Below are 16,484 nucleotides of genomic sequence, written 5' to 3'. Positions count from 1 at the left end.
GCGCGCCGATCAGACGATCAACGCGCTATTTCTCATTTGCGTTATTTCTTTTTTATTGAATGCTCACATCAACTTTGGCAGATAGCTGTTGAACCAGGTTTTCAACATAACTCTTCCAGTAGTCGTGGCTTTTGAAGCGGTCGTCGCTCAATTCCCATCCTGCTGCTGCGTAATAGGTAACCGGCATGTCGTTTTCAACTTTCAGCTTAGCCAGGAAACTGTTTGTCAGCTTACCGGTTTGAGGAGCCTCGGTATAACCTTCGTAAAGCGCGCGTGGCACAATAATGGCAAGCCCCAACCACCATCCGCGGTTATAGGTTTGCATGTCATGCGTTAGCAGAACCATCCAGTCGTCATTCACTGCAATTTCTTCCATCGGATTCTGGTTGTTGATATTCACCAGTCCCACTACCAGGGTTTCGTCGCCCTGAAGTCCCGAAAATTTCACCGTATTTTGGTAGGCGTACATGCCTGGCCAGATGGCTGTTGTTTCGTCAACCTGGTAGCTGCGACCGGCCGGGTGCCAGTTTTCGTACCGGTAGCTGAGGGTTGATTTGACAGGTCCTTCGTTCGTGATGGCGAACTTGGTGGTCTCAACATTATTCAGGCTGTCGTTGGTGGTCACACCCAGGCGCATCAGGCTGTCGCCGGCCATCAGGGCATAGCCGCCGATGCCGACCGAGTTGCCAACGGCTAAAATATCGCGCCCCCAGTCGGCCATCACGTGGTAGTTGTCTTCAACAGCACCTTGGGCGTTAATTCCGACGTTCTCGGGCGACATGTACGATGCTTTTTTGCCAAAAAGGTCCTTCGAGTTACGGCCGTCCAGGTAGTGGCGGAAGCCAATTTTGTCGTTTTCCCATGAAGGGCCGTCGGTTTGGTAGCGTTGATAGCCCAACGCACGATGGATTTCGTTGGCCGGAAGCAGTTCGCTGGTTGCCGGTTCAACCGGACTGTCGGCTGAACTGCGTTTTCCAAAGCGGGCACTTGTACGAGGGGTGTATTCCGCTCGCTTTTCCACCCATTGCAGCGAGTATGTTTTGCTTGCTTTTGCATCGAGATTGCTTACAAAGAACAACTCGTCCCAGCTTTTGTCGCCATCCAGGTCGTTGAGTTGCGAGGGGATGGTGTCGCCGGTTGAGTTGGTGATTAAAGGGTAATTTTCGCCCTCGGGGATGTTGGGCAGTTGTTGCCGATCAATTGAGATGGCTTTGTCGGTCAGTGCCAGGTTGGTACTGTTCGAAAGCGTAATTTTGCTGGTCTTCGGAGCTGTCTGGCATTGGGTAAAAGCCAGTAAGCAGCTTGCAGCAGCGATTGTCCGTAATGCTGGTTTTTGCTTCATATTTTTTTGTATTAGTCCGTTTGCATTTATTGGTTTAGGCTTGATGTCCGGATTGGTTCCCGCACGAGCTTTAGAAAGTTGTTGCCCCAGATAACATCGCTTTGGTCAATCAGCAGAAAAATGTCGGCCGGAATCGGGAGATAGCAGTTATTTAAGAGTATGTTTTTCGATTCGCGAACAGCGACGATGGCGCTTTTTTCATGCGGTGTTTTAGTGCCAACATCATTTAGCACAACTCCGTTGCATTTTGTGAGTTCGAAGGAGGGGCCTTGCGCTGTTGTAACGGAAACCTTATCGAATCGAATATTCGTTGCCGCTTCGGCGGTAAATCCATCTTCAACGTCCAGGTTAATGTTGCTGAATGATAGTTCGCTGACGGGCATTTCCTCAATTCCGCGAATAAAGCCGGCGCACTTGATGTCGGTGCCCGTAACATTGGTTATATGGATATTTCGGAAAACAGGAGTTCGTTCAGTTACCGGCTCGGGCGTCGATGTTTTGTCGTAGAATAGGTTGACGATAAAGGCGTTCTTTTGGATATTCCGCATAACGATATTGTCAACACGGATGTTTTCAACAACACCACCGCGCCCGCGTGAGGCTTTCAGACGAATGCCGGCATCCGTTCCGTTGAACACGCAGTTGGAGATGGTCACATTTTTAACGCTGCCTGACATTTCGCTGCCAATTACTACACCGCCATGTCCTGCGAGCATCACACAGTTGGTCACGGTAATGTTCTCGCACGGTCGGCCATATTCACGCCCGTCGAAATCGCGACCCGACTTAATGGTGATGCAGTCGTCGCCAACGCTCACCAGACAGTCCGAAATGCGCAGGTTGGAGCAGGAGGATGGGTTGATGCCATCGGTGTTCCAGCCGTCGTCGGGATTGTTGATGGTAATGCCATGAATGCGCAGGCCGTTGCAGCCAACCGGGTTGATGGTCCAGAAAGGCGAATTTTGAATGGTGACACCTTCAATGGCAACCTTGTTGCATTCCTGAAACTGAATAAATGGCGGACGGAAGAAAAGATGTTGCAGTGATTTTTGGTAATAAGGCTCTACTTTGAGCGCTTTATTTTCGGCAAGCCAAAGCTGTTGGTATTTGTTCGGTTTTTTGATGGAGCCATCGTGCCAGAACGAATATTGTTGAAGTTTCACTTCTTCCCACCAGGCTTTTCCGTTGCCCTCCAATGTCCCTTCGCCCTTTATGGCAATGTTTTCGGCTTGCTTTGCATACAGCAACGGGGTGAAGCTGTTCATGAAAATGCCTTCCCAGCGAATCTGACGGAAGGGAAGGTAGTCGTCAAAGTCGGTGGAAAAGGAGAGCGTTGCACCGGCTTCGAGGTATAAGGTGATGTTACTTTTCAGGATGATAGCACCGGTCAGGTAGTTGCCCGCCGGGAAGTAAATCGTTCCCCCTCCCTTGTTCGATGCCTGTTCAATGGTGGCGTTGATCAAGTCGGTGCATTTCTCCCTCCCCGTGTTATCGGCGCCCAAAGTGTGCATGTCGTAGGTTTTTGCCGAAAGGCTGTGTGCCAGGCATAAAAAAAGCAGGATTAAGGTCGTTTTCATTCTATTTGTTTGCAGTTTGTTTTCATTCGGAAGTCTCAAAGTTAGGCTATTATCGAAATAATTGCTAAAAAATCCCGAAAGAATACAATCGATTGCATCCGGCCCTTTGCCGCCTTGCAGCGGCGAGGGGGCGCCGGATTGCGGGAGATGCTGCGATCGACGGTCGGATTGAAAGCATTAATTCCTATAAATCTTTGTGTTAAAATTTGATTTCACCAATTGATAGTGCTTGTTATTTCAAAAAAAAGAAATACTTTTGCAGTCCCGATTATTGTCCGTACTTGCATTTCTTATAATTGATTGAAAATGTTGTGGATAGAAAAGTTATCAACGAGCCCGATGTTAATAATTTGGATGTTTGCAACAGATTGAGAAGTAAGTTTTTGCAACTTTTAGTGTTTAATTTAAAAAATTAGAGCAAGTGGATACTTTATCTTACAAAACCGTATCGGCCAACAGTGCCACGGTAAACAAAGAATGGGTAGTTGTTGATGCAGCCGGTATGCCGTTGGGTCGTTTGGCCAGCGCTGTTGCCAAGTTGTTGCGTGGAAAACACAAACCCAATTTTACTCCTCACGTAGATTGTGGAGACAATGTAATTGTTATCAATGCTGAAAAAGTGAAGCTGACTGGTAACAAGTTGAACGACAAAGTTTATTTGCGTTACACCGGTTATCCGGGGGGACAACGCAGCCAAACTCCGGCGGAAATCATGAGTAAATACCCCGAACGTTTGGTTCAAAAAGCAGTAAAAGGTATGTTGCCTAAAAATCGTCTGGGACGTGCTATCCAAGGTAACATGAGAGTGTATGTCGGTGCTGAGCACAATCAAGAAGCTCAAAACCCGAAAGTTATTGATTTGAATACAATTAAATTGTAACCATGGAAGTAGTAAACACCTTAGGACGTAGAAAGACAGCCGTTGCCCGCGTTTATGTTAGCGAGGGTAAAGGTAACATCACCATTAACAACCGGGAGTTAAACGAATACTTCCCGAATGGTACTCTTCAGTATATCGTAAAGCAGCCTTTAAACATTTTAGGCGTTGCTGATCAGTACGATATCAAAATAAACCTTGACGGTGGTGGTATTAAAGGACAAGCCGAAGCGGCTCGTTTGGGTATTGCCCGCGCAATGGTTGAAATTAATGCCGAAAACAAGCCGGAACTGAAACATGCAGGCTTAATGACCCGTGACCCACGCGAAGTGGAACGTAAAAAACCAGGTCAACCAAAAGCACGCAAACGCTTCCAGTTCTCAAAACGTTAATATATTTTTTAAACCGAATAACTGTGGATCTGAAACCACTGAGACTCCCCGGCATCGACGAGGGACTACTCAGAGGTTGCTTTTCGACAAATTATTACAAAAGTTAACAAGATGCCAAGAACAAATTTTCAAGAATTATTGGATGCAGGTGTACACTTTGGTCACCTGAAAAGAAAGTGGAATCCAAACATGGCTCCATACATTTTTATGGAGAAAAACGGTATCCACATCATCGACCTGCAAAAAACGGTTGCTAAGGTTGATGAAGCCGCTGCCGCCATCAAACAGATTGCCAAATCGGGACGCAAAGTTTTATTTGTGGCTACAAAAAAACAAGCCAAAGAGCTTGTTGCTGAAGCTGTTGGTAATGTGAATATGCCTTACGTTGTAGAACGCTGGCCTGGTGGTATGTTGACAAACTTCCCTACAATTCGTAAAGCTGTTAAGAAAATGATTTCCATCGATAAGATGATGAAAGACAACAGCTGGGATAACTTGTCAAAACGCGAAAAGTTGCAAATTACGCGTCAACGCGCTAAGTTGGATAAAGTATTAGGTTCAATCTCAGACTTAACTCGTCTGCCTGCTGCTTTATTTGTTGTTGACGTACTGAAAGAAAAAATCGCGGTGCGTGAAGCTCAAAAATTGGGTATCCCCGTATTTGCGATGGTTGATACAAACTCTAATCCGGAAGGAATCGATTTCGTTATTCCTGCCAACGACGATGCTTCTCAATCAATCCGCCTGGTAACCCGCATCATGTGCGATGCCATTGCTGAAGGTTTGAACGAACGCAAAGTTGAACGCGAAAAAGATAGCGACGACGCTCCTAAAAAAGCAAAGTCAGCTAAAAAAGAAGCGGCCAAAGCAATCGTTTCTGATGATAGCGAAGACGATGTAGATGTTGATCTGGACAATGACGATTCAGAAGAATAATTGCTCATTATAACTAAATAAATAAAAAAAAGATATGGCAATTTCTGCTGCAGATGTAATGAAGTTGCGTAAAGCAACCGGCGCTGGTATGATGGATTGTAAAAATGCTTTGACAGAAGCAGAAGGCAATTTTGACCGCGCTGTAGAAATTATCCGCGAAAAAGGTAAACTGGTAGCCAGCAAACGTTCTGACCGCGACGCGTCGGAAGGTGCTGCTTTAGCTAAAACAAGTGCTGACGGTAAATTCGGTGCCATTGTAGTTGTAAACTGCGAGACTGACTTCGTAGCTAAAAACGAAGGTTTCGTAGCTTTGACTCAAAGCTTTCTGGATGTTGCTGTAGCCAACAAACCAGCTGACCTGGACGCTCTGAAAGCGTTAAGCCTGGATGGTCGTACATTGGCTGATCATGTTACGGAACAAACCGGTGTTATCGGTGAAAAAATCGATTTGTCGGCTTACGGATGCATCGAAGCCGAGTCGGTAATCGCTTATATTCACCCGGGTAACCAATTGGCTACTATCGTTGGTTTCAACCAGGAAAATGTTGATCAACAAGTAGCGAAGGACGTTGCAATGCAAGTTGCTGCAATGAATCCGGTTGCTGTTGACAAAGATTTCGTTTCTCAGGAAGTTATTGAGAAAGAATTGGAAATCGCGAAAGAAAAATTCCGTCAGGAAGGTAAACCTGAAGCAATGTTAGATAAGATTGCTCAAGGCTCTTTGAACAAATTCTTCAAAGAAAATACCTTGTTGAACCAAGCTTTTGTGAAAGATAACAAGGTGTCTGTAAAAGAATACCTGAACAACTCAAGCAAAGGTTTGTCGGTAACAAACTTCATCCGATTCACTTTGGGTGCATAATTAGCTTAGACTTTTTATACGATATATTAAGAGGTCATCCCGCGGGATGACCTCTTTTTTTATGTCTAAGCGATACCAATTATTTTTCGGAGCGAGGCTTAAGCGAAACGCTGAAATTCGACCGATATGCAGCTTAATTTACAAGCCGAAACATTCAGATTTAATGCCGATAGACAGTTGAAAATCAATTAAAGAGGACGTGAATTTGAGGCTAAATTCAATTGCTGGTTGGTATAAATGCGCCGGGGGCAACAGCCGTAAAATAGGGCAGAAGATGTAGCGATCGGAAAGTGGGGGCTGTCGTGGTCCGTAAAGGCGATAAAACCGCTCCATGGAACCGCAGTCGCCTCGCAATGGAGGAGATGATCTGCTCGTCTGCGGACACTTCAAAAGCTGAACTTTGCTTCGTACGAGCCGGGCTTTGGGGATTGTATAAAAAAGCCTGCCGGTTTTGAAAACGGCAGGCTTGGTGTGCTTAATGTTTAAGGTCGATGACCTATTTTATCCGTTCAGCGCTTCGGCGCCGTTGGTAACTTCCAGAATCTCGTTGGTGATCGCAGTCTGACGAGCTTTGTTGAAGGTCAGGGTCAATTCTTTGATCAACTCCGAGGCGTTGTCGGTCGCTTTGTGCATTGCAGTCATCCGCGCCCCATGTTCTGCTGCATTTGAGTCCAAAAAGGCCTTAAAAAGCTGAATTTTTAAGGAGTGCGGAATCAGTTCATGTACGATTTCTTCCATACTTGGCTCGAAAATGAAATTCTGATTTCCCACCGATTTGTTGCCGGACTCCTGTTCGACCGGTAGAAACTGTTCCGTTCGGCAAAATTGCACTGCCGCGTTTTTAAATTCGTTATAAACCAATTCAATACGGTCGTATTTTCCGCTGGTGAAATCGTCCATCAGTTTTTGTGCAAACACCGATACCGATTCGTAGCTGAGGTCCTCGAACAAGCCATTGGCCTGTTCGCCAACAGGATAGTTTCGGGCTTTCAGGTATTTTTCGCCCTGTTTACCAACCGTCAGAAAGCTCAGCTTCTTTTGGCGTAGTTGCCTGCTGTAACGTGCTTCAACCATCTCGATCGCGATCTTGGAAATCGATGAGTTGAATCCGCCGCAAAGGCCTCTGTTTGAGGTGACCAAGACCACAAGAACATTATCGGGCTCTCGTTGCAAGGTGTAAACAGACTCTTCCATATCCTCCAGCGAGCTGCTCAAGGTTTGCATGATCCCATGTAACTTATCGGCATACGGACGAAAGTGAATGATTGCGTCCTGCGCTTTTTTAAGTTTTGCGGCCGACACCATCTTCATGGCACTGGTCACCTGTCGGGTGGTTTTTACCGAGCTAATTCGGGTACGTATTTCTTTTAAACTGGCCATTTTAGTCTTTGTTTCATGCCGGAACTTCCACCGACCGTTTACGATTTAAAGCGCGATGCAACCTCGGCTGCTGCTTTTTCGATCGCCGCAATTCCTTTGTCTGTCAAATTTCCTGTTCTCAGTTCGTTTAAGGTTGAGCGGTATTGAGCTTCCATCAGTTCGATGAACTCTTGTTCGAACTCTTTCACCTTTTCAACCGGAACTGCTCGCAGTAACTCTTTTGTGCCACAGTAGATAATGGCAATTTGATGCTCCACCTTCTTCGGCTCATACTGCCCTTGTTTCAGGATTTCCACGTTTTTACGTCCTTTATCCAGTACACGCATGGTTGCTGCATCGAGGTCGGAACCAAACTTCGAGAAGGCCTCCAGTTCGCGGAATTGTGCCTGGTCGAGTTTCAGGGTTCCGGCAATTTTTTTCATCGCCTTGACCTGTGCATTACCCCCTACGCGCGATACCGAGATTCCCACGTTGATGGCCGGGCGAACACCGGATAGGAATAAGTTGGACTCGAGGAAAATTTGCCCGTCGGTAATTGAAATGACGTTGGTGGGGATATAGGCCGATACGTCCGATGCCTGTGTTTCGATAATAGGCAGGGCCGTCAAGGAACCACCGCCTTTTACCTTTGCTTTCAGACATTCGGGCAGGTCGTTCATCTCCGAGGCAATTTCGTCCGAGTCGATGATCTTCGCTGCGCGTTCCAGCAAGCGGGAGTGTAAATAAAACACGTCACCCGGGTAGGCTTCGCGGCCCGGTGGACGGCGGAGCAATAAGGAAACCTCGCGGTACGAAACAGCTTGTTTCGACAGGTCATCGTAGATGATTAGCGCATCGCGGCCTGTGTCGCGGAAATATTCGCCAATAGCAGCACCTGCATAAGGAGCGTAAAACTGAAGGGCTGCCGGATCGGATGCTGTTGCCGAAACGATAACGGTATAGTCCATTGCTCCGTGTTTTTCCAGGGTCGATGCAATATTGGCAACCGTTGAGCCTTTTTGCCCAATAGCAACATAGATACAATATACCGGGGTTCCCTGTTCAAAGTTTTCGCGTTGGTTGATGATGGTATCGATGGCCACGGCTGTTTTACCCGTTTGGCGGTCACCAATGATCAACTCGCGCTGCCCACGGCCGATTGGAATCATCGCGTCGATTGCTTTGATACCAGTTTGCAAGGGTTGTTTTACCGGTTGGCGATAAATAACCCCGGGGGCTTTGCGTTCCAGTGGCATTTCGAATTTTTCGCCGGTGATAGCTCCTTTCCCGTCCAGGGGAATACCAATGGTGTTGATGACACGTCCTAAAACGCCTTCGCCAACTTCAATCGAAGCAATGCGGCGCATCCGTCTCACGGTGTCACCTTCTTTAATTTCTTCCGAAGAACCTAATAATACGGCACCTACGTTGTCCTCTTCAAGGTTCAGGACGATACCTTTGACTCCGCTGTCGAACTCAATCATTTCATTCGATTCAACGTTCGATAAGCCGTAGATGCGGGCAATACCATCGCCCACCGTTAAAACGGTGCCGACTTCTTCCAGTTCGGCTTCCGATTTAAATCCTTCCAGTTGTTGTTGGAGTATCGCAGATACTTCAGCAGGTTTTATATCAGCCATGGTTATCTTTTTTCTATTTAATTTCCGATTGTAATAATGTTTCTCTTACTTTTTGAAGCTGACGGGCGATGCTGGCATCAACTTGCTGATCTTCGACGCGCAAGATGAATCCTCCGACCAGTGCGGGATCAACTTTTTGGCTCAGCTCGATTTGTGCCTGAAACTGGGCCTCGAGCTTTTTCTGTATATCAGCGATAAGGGCAGGATCCAGGTCGACAGCTGTTGTTAGAAGAGCCGTTTTTACGCCCTGTTCCTGGCGGTAAAGAGTCAGAAGATTTCGGCAAATGCCGGCTAACTGGGCTTCCCGTTTATTGGTGGTCACCAACTCGAGGAAGTTCAGGCTGAGGGGGGCTATTTTTTTTTCGAAAATAGCTTTCAGCAGTTTTGTTTTTTGGGAAGTTTTAACGATTGGACTTTCCAGTAAAATTCTGAAGTCGGCACTTTCGTTGCATAAAGTATAAATCAGCTCAATATCTTTTCGAAGGGTATCAAGTTGTTTTTTTTCTTTGGCAAGGTTGAAAAAAGCTTTCGAGTAGCGAACTGTTACTTTACTTTGATTCATAATCCTAGTTGAATTTCAGATCCTTGATCAGCTTTTCGACCAGTTTTTCCTGGTTCTTGTCTGTTTTAAATTCTTGTTGGATAATCTTTTCAGCTACCAGAACCGAAAGGTCAACAAGTTGTTTTTTCATCTCGGTGATGGCGGCGGTTTTCTCGGCTTCAATCTGGAGTCGGGCGGTTTCAACAATTTTCAGACCTTCAGCGTGAGCGGTTGTCTTTGCTTCGTCGATAATTTTGGTCTTCAGCTCGCGGGCTTCTTTCAGGATCTCGTTTTTCTCTTTGCGGGCTTCATCCAGGATCGCTTCCTGGTTTGTTTTCATCTTGGCAACTTCCTTCCGGGCCTTGTCGGCTGAAGCAAGTGCCTCGGCGATGTTGTTCTCACGATCCTTCAAAGCGGTCAGGATTGGTCGCCAGGCAAATTTTTTGAGGATAAACAGTGTGATCCCAAAAATGATGACCATCCAAAATATTGTTCCGTAATCCGGTGTAACAAATCCCATAATTCTAATTGTTTAAATGTTGCCAAAGCTTCCGGCAACCCCGGAAGCCGGCAACGAGCAATACAAAGTCTTAAATGAAAAGAATCAATGCACAAATGATCACAGCGAAGAAGGCTACCCCTTCGACCAATGCCGCTGATACGATCATGTTCGAGCGAATGTCGCCACTGGCTTCCGGCTGACGGGCAATCGCTTCCATGGCACTTGCACCAATACGGCCAATACCAATACCAGCGGCTATCGCTGCTAAACCAGCACCAAAGCCGGCACCGATTTCAGCTAAACCAAAACCAATGTTGCCAATTGATTCTTGTAAAAGAACGAATAATGTACTCATAATTGTTCGAATTTATATTAAGTAACTCAATGATGATCTGAGGTTGCCATGCCAAAATACAAAGCCGAAAGCAAGGTGAACACGTAAGCTTGTATGAACGATACCAAAACGTCCAACAGCAAAATGAATACCGAGAATGCAATGGATACGGGGCTTACTGCGCCGCCCAAAGCCGGTCCCCCGATTTGCCCGAAAATGAATATTAAGCTTACGAAAACGGTCACAATCATGTGGCCCGCCATCATGTTGGCAAATAAACGCACCATCAATACAAATGGTTTAGTAAATACACCGGTAAGCTCAACAATGGGCATTAGTGGCAGCGGATATTTGAGCCACCAGGGAACATCGGGGTTGTAAATTTCTTTCCAGTAGTGTTTATTGCCTGAGAATGTTGTGATTACAAAAGTGAACAATGCTAATACCATTGTTACCCCGATATTGCCGGTTACGTTTGCACCAAAAGGGAATATCGGAATTAGTCCCACCAGGTTTTCAATTAGGATGAAAAAGAACAGGGTCAGCAGGTAGGGTAAGAATCTTTCAGACTTGTCTTTTCCCAAAGTAGGCAATGCTACTTCGTCGCGGATGAACAGGATGATGGGTTCCAGTAGGTTTTGTATGCCTGTCGGGGCTCTGCCAGTTGAGCTTGTGGCCGATTTGGCGACCTTTAAAAAGATGAAAATCAGAATAAAAACGCTGATAAATATGCCCGCCACTGTTTTGGTGATCGATAGATCGATGGGTAAGCCTACAACTGCTCCAGCTTCATTAAGTTCGACAATTTTTCCGGCATGTTCGCCTTCTTCTTCAATGCGGAAGTTGTGGTAGCTGGCATGTCCGTGTTCGAATTTGGAGGACCAGAAGATATTTAAACCGGAATTGTTGCTGTAAAGGATGATGGGGAGCGGAATGCTGATGTGGTGTTGCTTGTAGGTTAAGATGTGCCATTCGAAGGCGTCGGACACGTGTTCAATGACAAATTTACCCGCCTCGAACTGCTCTTGGTGCGGAGCGATTTGCTCCGCGGGTTCGTGGACTTCTTCAGCTAGGATGCTTTGCGAGGCTAGCCCCAATGAAACGAAAACAATCAGGAAAGCAAGGTAGTTGGCTTTCTCCGATAGTTTTAATTTGAGATTCACCATGATGTGTATGTTCTTTTGAAAGGAGGCGGCAAATTAGTAAATAAATTTAGAAGTTCACGATTTTTTTTGGTTTACTATTTTGGTGATGCTTGTAATTTCGATTACCGTAAAACAGATGTAGGTGATAATTAGGCAGATTAGGAATACTTTGGCGTGTTCGCGGTGGAACCACAGGTAGCCGATGGCAAAAAAGATGTAGAGAAACATCTTGGACATGTTAATACCTAAGAACCACGGGTTAAATTGGCGGATATTGGTTGAAATAATTTTAACAAGCTTGTAGTGAATCAGGTTGGTGACCGTGTAAAAGAAGAGGACAATAAGTTCGAAATGCGGGATACCCGAGCCGGCAAAGATGGTGTTAGTCAATAAATATTCGATGGCAATGAGGCAGATTGCCAATATTCCGGACTTGATAAGAAATGCTTTCATATTACTTTTTTTTTATGAAATTTTTGATGGCATGGAAGATGGCGCCAATCACCGAGAGGATCATCAATATAAGCGTAAAGACCGGAAAATTTAGATTCAGCCAGGCATCGATTTTTATTCCTGCAAACACCCCCAGTGCCATAATCACCATCATCTCGAAGGCCAGGCTCGAGTACTGGATAAACCGATTATAGTCGTCTTTAGGCGTTTTTGGCTTTTTCATTTTGTGCCTGGTTTTCCATTGTGCAATTGCCCGAGAAAACCGCTCCCGGCTCAATGCTGAGCTTGTCGGTGGCTATTTCACCCAGAACGGTCGAGGTCGCTTTCAGGGTAATCAACTGCTCGATGATTATCTTTCCTTTAACGTATCCGGCAAGCTCGCAGTTCTTGCAGCTAACTTCTCCGGTCACTTTGCCGGTATGGCCAATCACTACGCGGCCGTTGCTCGTGATGTTTCCGTTGAGCTCTCCGTCGATGCGCATATCGCCTTCCGATTTAATGTCGCCGGTGATAACCGTACCTTTGCCAATCAGGTTAATGAGTTGATTGTTTGTTTCTTGAGATGTTTTTGCCATGGATTATTCTGTTTTAAGCGTGATCAAATATAGCAAAGGTTTCATTTTGTTGAAAAATGAAACCTTTCTATTTTTTTGCAGCAACGCTTCCCGGGCGGCTGTGTTGGCTTTTAGTTGTTGAAATGGTAAAGGAAGGTTACCTCTCCGTCGAAAGCCGGTTTTTTATTCCCTTCGATCTCCATTTGCACCCGCAGCTGAACTTTGCTGATTCCTCGCAGGTTGGCAATTGATTTAAGCCATACGTGGGTTCTGATGCGGCTGTCGACCAAAACAGGCTGGCCGAATTTGAAATTGTCGATCCCGTAGTTAACCAGCATTTTGAAGTTTTCCACGGTGAGCACCTCTTCCCACATAACCGGAAGTAAGGAGAGTGTCAGGTAGCCGTGTGCTATCGTCTTGCCAAAGGCTCCTTCGGTTTTCGCCCGCTCGGGGTCGGTGTGAATCCATTGGTAATCGAGCGTTGCATCGGCAAACTTGTTAATTTGCTCCTGGGTTACGGTATGATATTCCGAAACCCCCAGTTTTTCGCCCACGTGTTGCTCAAATTCCTCGTGACTTTTAATGATCAGTCGACTCATGTTTTTATGTTTTTTCAGATTAGATTACGAATTATAGGCCCATTTCAGGTAAAGAGCTCCCCAGGTGAAACCGGCTCCGAAAGCTGCCAGAATGATGTTGTCGCCTTTTTTTAGTTGCTTTTCGTAGTCCCATAAGCACAACGGAATGGTGGCGGCAGTGGTGTTCCCGTATTTCTGGATGTTGATCATCACCTGCTCTTTGCTGATATCCATGCGCCGGGCAACAGCATCGATGATGCGCATGTTGGCCTGGTGCGGAACCAGCCAGGCAAGATTCTCGGGGGTGATTTCATTCTTCTGCATCAGTTCAACGGCCACATCGGCCATGCGCGAGACAGCATATTTAAAAACCGTTTGTCCGTCCTGATGGACAAAATGTTCGCGATTTTCGATGGTCTCAACCGATGCGGGTCTTTTCGATCCTCCGGCTTTTATGTGCAGGTAGTGGCGGCCTTTGCCGTCGGTATAGTTGCGGTGATCCATCACACCAAGCTCTTCGGTGGTTGGCTCCAGCAGAACCGCTGCTGCTCCATCGCCAAAAAGCGGGCAAGTCGTACGATCGGTATAGTCGGTGATGGAGCTCATCATATCGGCAGCAACAACGATCACTTTTTTATAGCGTCCGGCCTCGATAAAGCTGGCGGCTGTGGTCAGGGCAAACAAAAAGCCCGAACAGGCGGCACTGATGTCGTAGCTCCAGGCATTGTGCATACCGGCTTTACGACTGATAATGTTGGCAGTTGCCGGGAAAGGCCGGTCGGGTGTAATTGTTGCACATATAACCAGCTCGATTTCTTCGGCTGCGGTATTGGTTTTTTGGAGCAGTTCCTGCACTGCCCGAACGCCCATATCTGAAGTTGCTTTGCCCGTTTCTTTGAAGATCCGTCGCTCCTTGATCCCTATCCGCTGCATGATCCACTCGTCATTCGTGTCGACCATCGTACTTAACTCTTCATTTGTCAGCCTGTACTCAGGCAAAAATGCTCCAATGCCAGTTATTGCTGCATGGACTTTTCCCATAATTTATAATTTTAAACAACAACCTTTAATCGTAAGAGGTTGGATTTCAGGTTATATACGAGATTTTATAAAAGCTAAAAAAATGAGCCGAAAGATAGGAGGAAATTATTGAAGCGCAAAAGAAAAGATGGGCAAATGTGCGCTAAGTCGTTTTAAAACAATTAATTAAAACGTTCGAAAATTTAAGGAAAGGGCAAAAAAAAAGATCAGAAGAATAGTCTTCTGATCATCTTATCGTGAATTAAACTGTTACGTTCTTTTCAATTGCAAGTTTACCTCTGTAGTAACCGCATTCGCCGCATACAGTGTGGTATTTTACAGTTGCGCCACAATTAGAGCAAGTTGCCAATGTAGCAATAGCAGCTTTGTGATGAGATCTTCTTTTGTCTCTTCTAGCTTTTGATGTTTTGTGCTTTGGATGTGCCATTTTCTAAAATCTTTATTCGTTTTCTAATAATTTTTTCAAATCGTCCCAGCGCGAATCGCTTTGCTCTTCCTGATCCGCACTATTGCTGTTATAACTTAGTTCTTTTAGTTTTTTCAACATTTCCGGGTTGCAGGCGCGTTTGCCGTTTTTATCCTTCGGGTGCACCTGTCTGATGGGGAGCGCCAGCATGATAAAGTCGTAAAGCATTTGTGCAATATTAACCTGATGCTCATTAACATCAACCCAAATTACATCGTCACCATCTTCGAAGCTGTCTTCTCCGTATTTGATGAAAACCCGGTTTTCCGATGCAACCGCCTGATCGTACATATCCAGGCATCGGTCGCACTGAACTTTTACCGTTCCGGAAATATGAAACCAAAGAACTATCAGTGCACTTTGTTTTTCGAGGATGACTTTTGCCTGAACGTCACCGTCTTCGGCAATTCCGCCATCGAAATGGTCGAAAAATTTCTTATCAATCTGAAAGTCAAACTCATGGCTGCCCATAGCGAGACCTTTAAATGCGATATTATAAGTTGATAATCCGGCCATTGCTTCGAAAAAAGTGTTGCAAAAGTATAAAAAATATAGAAACGAAGAAAATTATCTGATTTTTTTAACAGGGAAAAATCAATTGCCGGTGACGAAAGGACAACCGGCAGTTTTACAGTTGGTTAATATTTTAAGTTTTTGTTGAAAAATACCGGTTTCCGCAGGATGATCCTAAAGGTTGTGCCTTTGCCAATTTCGGACTGTTTGATGAAGATTTTTCCCTGGTGATAGATTTCGATAATTCGCTTGGTGAGCGATAAGCCGAGTCCCCATCCGCGTTTTTTGGTGGTAAAGCCAGGGGTGAAAATACTTTTGAATTGTGTTTTGGGAATCCCTTTGCCATTGTCGCTAACATCGAAATAGATGTATTTATCGTCGTCGTGCAGGCTTAGGCTAATGTTGCCGGCATTGCTCATGGCGTCGATGGCATTTTTGCACAGGTTTTCGATGACCCAGCTTATCAAGGCGGGGTTGTGGGGGGTGTTGAAGCTTTTATCGTCGGGAAACCGCATCTCGAAGCGCACTTTCTGCGATGTGCGGCGTTGCAGGTAGGTGACCGTCGATACGATGGTTTTGCGCAGATCCTCGGTTGACAGTTCGGGTTTGGAGCCGATTTTGGAGAAACGCTCGGTAATTTTCTCCAGCCGGTTGATGTCCTTTTCAAACTCACGAATAAGTTCCGGGTCAATGTCCTGCGTTTTTAACAGTTCAATCCAGGCCATCAGCGAGGAGATGGGAGTTCCCAGCTGGTGTGCTGTTTCTTTCGACATACCTACCCAAACCTGGTTTTGCTCAGCTTTTCGCGAGGCGTTGAAAATAAAGTAGGCTACCACAATGAAAAGTGCGATAACGCTGATTTGAATCAGCGGGAAGTACTTAAGGTTTTGCAGTGTCTTCGAGTCGCGGTAATAAATGTATTGTGTTTCGGTCTCCGACAGAATGATTTCAATGGGCTCCTTTTCGCTGATCATCTTCTGCAGTTCCTCCTGCAGGTTTTGCGCTTTGCGTGCTTCGGTGTAATCGATATTGGCTGATGCCAGGATGTTGAGGGTGCTGTCGGTCAGGATGATCGGAATGTCGCTGTTCGATTCTACAATGTGGGAGAGAAAGGAAATGTTATCGTCGGGCGTGTCGATTGGCGAACTCAAACGGCGCGTTGCTTCGGCCCACAGGGCAACGCTTCGGTGTTCTTCTTCGGCCATTTTGCGAGCCAGCCAGTTGGTATAAATGAAGGAAGCAGCACCAATGATGATGGCAACCAATACAAGAAGTAATTTCCAGCGGCGATTTCGTTGATAGAATTCCAAGGTTTGTTGTTTTGTTTATCCTGATAGCCTCAATGACAAATTTGTTTTCCGCTGTCAGGGAA

At 45.8% G+C, this 16,484-nt stretch carries 20 protein-coding genes; 4 read left to right on the top strand and 16 right to left on the bottom strand.

All coding sequences use genetic code 11. From position 1 onward, the window contains the following. Positions 1 to 52: 52 nt before the first annotated feature. Complete coding sequence (locus C8N47_RS00875) at positions 53 to 1,342, bottom strand: DUF4861 domain-containing protein (protein WP_107820626.1); 1,290 nt, start codon at positions 1,340 to 1,342, stop codon at positions 53 to 55. A 26-nt stretch (positions 1,343 to 1,368) separates the two neighbouring features. Next, a complete protein-coding gene (locus C8N47_RS00870; RefSeq protein WP_107820625.1) occupies positions 1,369 to 2,919 on the bottom strand; it encodes a glycoside hydrolase family 28 protein in 1,551 nt (516 codons plus the stop codon). 421 nt (positions 2,920 to 3,340) lie between these two features. Between C8N47_RS00870 and rplM the strand changes: the two genes are divergently transcribed. From rplM to tsf, 4 genes are all read left to right on the top strand, one after another. Next, positions 3,341 to 3,799: a 50S ribosomal protein L13 gene (rplM, locus tag C8N47_RS00865; RefSeq protein ID WP_107820624.1), complete on the top strand. Its 459-nt coding sequence runs from the start codon at positions 3,341 to 3,343 to the stop codon at positions 3,797 to 3,799. Between the two features lie 2 nt (positions 3,800 to 3,801). After that, positions 3,802 to 4,188: a 30S ribosomal protein S9 gene (gene rpsI, locus C8N47_RS00860; protein WP_107820623.1), complete on the top strand. Its 387-nt coding sequence runs from the start codon at positions 3,802 to 3,804 to the stop codon at positions 4,186 to 4,188. Between the two features lie 111 nt (positions 4,189 to 4,299). Then, positions 4,300 to 5,124 (top strand): 30S ribosomal protein S2, encoded by an 825-nt coding sequence (rpsB, locus tag C8N47_RS00855; protein ID WP_107820622.1) that lies wholly within the window; start codon positions 4,300 to 4,302, stop codon positions 5,122 to 5,124. Between the two features lie 34 nt (positions 5,125 to 5,158). Further along, complete coding sequence (gene tsf / locus C8N47_RS00850) at positions 5,159 to 5,986, top strand: translation elongation factor Ts (protein ID WP_107820621.1); 828 nt, start codon at positions 5,159 to 5,161, stop codon at positions 5,984 to 5,986. Positions 5,987 to 6,487: 501 nt separating this feature from the next. Here the strand turns inward: tsf and atpG are convergent. From atpG to C8N47_RS00780, 14 genes are all read right to left on the bottom strand, one after another. Further along, a complete protein-coding gene (gene atpG / locus C8N47_RS00845; RefSeq protein WP_107820620.1) occupies positions 6,488 to 7,366 on the bottom strand; it encodes an ATP synthase F1 subunit gamma in 879 nt (292 codons plus the stop codon). Between the two features lie 38 nt (positions 7,367 to 7,404). After that, complete coding sequence (gene atpA / locus C8N47_RS00840; RefSeq protein WP_107820619.1) at positions 7,405 to 8,985, bottom strand: F0F1 ATP synthase subunit alpha; 1,581 nt, start codon at positions 8,983 to 8,985, stop codon at positions 7,405 to 7,407. Between the two features lie 13 nt (positions 8,986 to 8,998). Continuing rightward, entirely contained in the window at positions 8,999 to 9,547 is a 549-nt protein-coding gene (gene atpH, locus C8N47_RS00835) for an ATP synthase F1 subunit delta (RefSeq protein WP_107820618.1), read from the bottom strand. A gap of 4 nt (positions 9,548 to 9,551) precedes the next feature. Next, positions 9,552 to 10,046: a F0F1 ATP synthase subunit B gene (gene atpF / locus C8N47_RS00830; RefSeq protein ID WP_107820617.1), complete on the bottom strand. Its 495-nt coding sequence runs from the start codon at positions 10,044 to 10,046 to the stop codon at positions 9,552 to 9,554. A 70-nt stretch (positions 10,047 to 10,116) separates the two neighbouring features. Further along, positions 10,117 to 10,383 carry an ATP synthase F0 subunit C gene (atpE, locus tag C8N47_RS00825; RefSeq protein ID WP_107820616.1) on the bottom strand — a complete coding sequence of 89 codons (267 nt, stop codon included), beginning with the start codon at positions 10,381 to 10,383 and terminating at the stop codon, positions 10,117 to 10,119. 26 nt (positions 10,384 to 10,409) lie between these two features. Continuing rightward, positions 10,410 to 11,528, bottom strand: coding sequence for a F0F1 ATP synthase subunit A (atpB, locus tag C8N47_RS00820; protein ID WP_107820615.1), 1,119 nt, complete (start codon positions 11,526 to 11,528; stop codon positions 10,410 to 10,412). A 54-nt stretch (positions 11,529 to 11,582) separates the two neighbouring features. After that, positions 11,583 to 11,960 (bottom strand): hypothetical protein, encoded by a 378-nt coding sequence (locus C8N47_RS00815; protein ID WP_107820614.1) that lies wholly within the window; start codon positions 11,958 to 11,960, stop codon positions 11,583 to 11,585. Between the two features lies 1 nt (position 11,961). After that, positions 11,962 to 12,183 carry an AtpZ/AtpI family protein gene (locus C8N47_RS00810; RefSeq protein ID WP_107820613.1) on the bottom strand — a complete coding sequence of 74 codons (222 nt, stop codon included), beginning with the start codon at positions 12,181 to 12,183 and terminating at the stop codon, positions 11,962 to 11,964. After that, complete coding sequence (locus C8N47_RS00805; protein ID WP_107820612.1) at positions 12,161 to 12,535, bottom strand: bactofilin family protein; 375 nt, start codon at positions 12,533 to 12,535, stop codon at positions 12,161 to 12,163. Before C8N47_RS00805 ends, C8N47_RS00810 begins: the two co-directional genes overlap by 23 nt. A gap of 110 nt (positions 12,536 to 12,645) precedes the next feature. After that, positions 12,646 to 13,113: a MaoC family dehydratase gene (locus C8N47_RS00800; RefSeq protein ID WP_107820611.1), complete on the bottom strand. Its 468-nt coding sequence runs from the start codon at positions 13,111 to 13,113 to the stop codon at positions 12,646 to 12,648. 24 nt (positions 13,114 to 13,137) lie between these two features. Further along, a complete protein-coding gene (locus C8N47_RS00795; protein WP_107820610.1) occupies positions 13,138 to 14,133 on the bottom strand; it encodes a beta-ketoacyl-ACP synthase III in 996 nt (331 codons plus the stop codon). Between the two features lie 241 nt (positions 14,134 to 14,374). After that, positions 14,375 to 14,560 carry a 50S ribosomal protein L32 gene (rpmF, locus tag C8N47_RS00790; protein WP_107820609.1) on the bottom strand — a complete coding sequence of 62 codons (186 nt, stop codon included), beginning with the start codon at positions 14,558 to 14,560 and terminating at the stop codon, positions 14,375 to 14,377. Positions 14,561 to 14,572: 12 nt separating this feature from the next. Then, a complete protein-coding gene (locus C8N47_RS00785; protein ID WP_107820608.1) occupies positions 14,573 to 15,115 on the bottom strand; it encodes a YceD family protein in 543 nt (180 codons plus the stop codon). Positions 15,116 to 15,237: 122 nt separating this feature from the next. Beyond that, the gene (locus tag C8N47_RS00780; protein WP_107820607.1) at positions 15,238 to 16,422 is read right to left on the bottom strand and encodes a sensor histidine kinase; all 1,185 of its coding nucleotides are present in this window, start codon (positions 16,420 to 16,422) and stop codon (positions 15,238 to 15,240) included. Positions 16,423 to 16,484: the final 62 nt, after the last annotated feature.

This window comes from Mangrovibacterium marinum, assembly GCF_003046625.1.
In the GTDB taxonomy this organism is placed as follows: domain Bacteria; phylum Bacteroidota; class Bacteroidia; order Bacteroidales; family Prolixibacteraceae; genus Mangrovibacterium; species Mangrovibacterium marinum.
Note: the sequence above shows the minus strand (reverse complement) of the source record. Positions and strands in the feature narration are given on the sequence as shown.

Bases quoted from the DNA above. Each gene is read 5' to 3' on its own strand.
- C8N47_RS00870 (WP_107820625.1), bottom strand. From the start codon at position 2,919: ATGAAAACGACCTTAATCCTGCTTTTTTTATGCCTGGCACACAGCCTT.
- rpsB (WP_107820622.1), top strand. From the start codon at position 4,300: ATGCCAAGAACAAATTTTCAAGAATTATTGGATGCAGGTGTACACTTT.
- C8N47_RS00800 (WP_107820611.1), bottom strand. From the start codon at position 13,113: ATGAGTCGACTGATCATTAAAAGTCACGAGGAATTTGAGCAACACGTG.
- atpB (WP_107820615.1), bottom strand. From the start codon at position 11,528: ATGGTGAATCTCAAATTAAAACTATCGGAGAAAGCCAACTACCTTGCT.
- rpmF (WP_107820609.1), bottom strand. From the start codon at position 14,560: ATGGCACATCCAAAGCACAAAACATCAAAAGCTAGAAGAGACAAAAGA.
- C8N47_RS00810 (WP_107820613.1), bottom strand. From the start codon at position 12,183: ATGAAAAAGCCAAAAACGCCTAAAGACGACTATAATCGGTTTATCCAG.
- atpG (WP_107820620.1), bottom strand. From the start codon at position 7,366: ATGGCCAGTTTAAAAGAAATACGTACCCGAATTAGCTCGGTAAAAACC.
- C8N47_RS00785 (WP_107820608.1), bottom strand. From the start codon at position 15,115: ATGGCCGGATTATCAACTTATAATATCGCATTTAAAGGTCTCGCTATG.
- C8N47_RS00795 (WP_107820610.1), bottom strand. From the start codon at position 14,133: ATGGGAAAAGTCCATGCAGCAATAACTGGCATTGGAGCATTTTTGCCT.
- C8N47_RS00805 (WP_107820612.1), bottom strand. From the start codon at position 12,535: ATGGCAAAAACATCTCAAGAAACAAACAATCAACTCATTAACCTGATT.
- atpH (WP_107820618.1), bottom strand. From the start codon at position 9,547: ATGAATCAAAGTAAAGTAACAGTTCGCTACTCGAAAGCTTTTTTCAAC.
- rpsI (WP_107820623.1), top strand. From the start codon at position 3,802: ATGGAAGTAGTAAACACCTTAGGACGTAGAAAGACAGCCGTTGCCCGC.
- C8N47_RS00875 (WP_107820626.1), bottom strand. From the start codon at position 1,342: ATGAAGCAAAAACCAGCATTACGGACAATCGCTGCTGCAAGCTGCTTA.
- C8N47_RS00815 (WP_107820614.1), bottom strand. From the start codon at position 11,960: ATGAAAGCATTTCTTATCAAGTCCGGAATATTGGCAATCTGCCTCATT.
- atpF (WP_107820617.1), bottom strand. From the start codon at position 10,046: ATGGGATTTGTTACACCGGATTACGGAACAATATTTTGGATGGTCATC.
- tsf (WP_107820621.1), top strand. From the start codon at position 5,159: ATGGCAATTTCTGCTGCAGATGTAATGAAGTTGCGTAAAGCAACCGGC.
- atpA (WP_107820619.1), bottom strand. From the start codon at position 8,985: ATGGCTGATATAAAACCTGCTGAAGTATCTGCGATACTCCAACAACAA.
- atpE (WP_107820616.1), bottom strand. From the start codon at position 10,383: ATGAGTACATTATTCGTTCTTTTACAAGAATCAATTGGCAACATTGGT.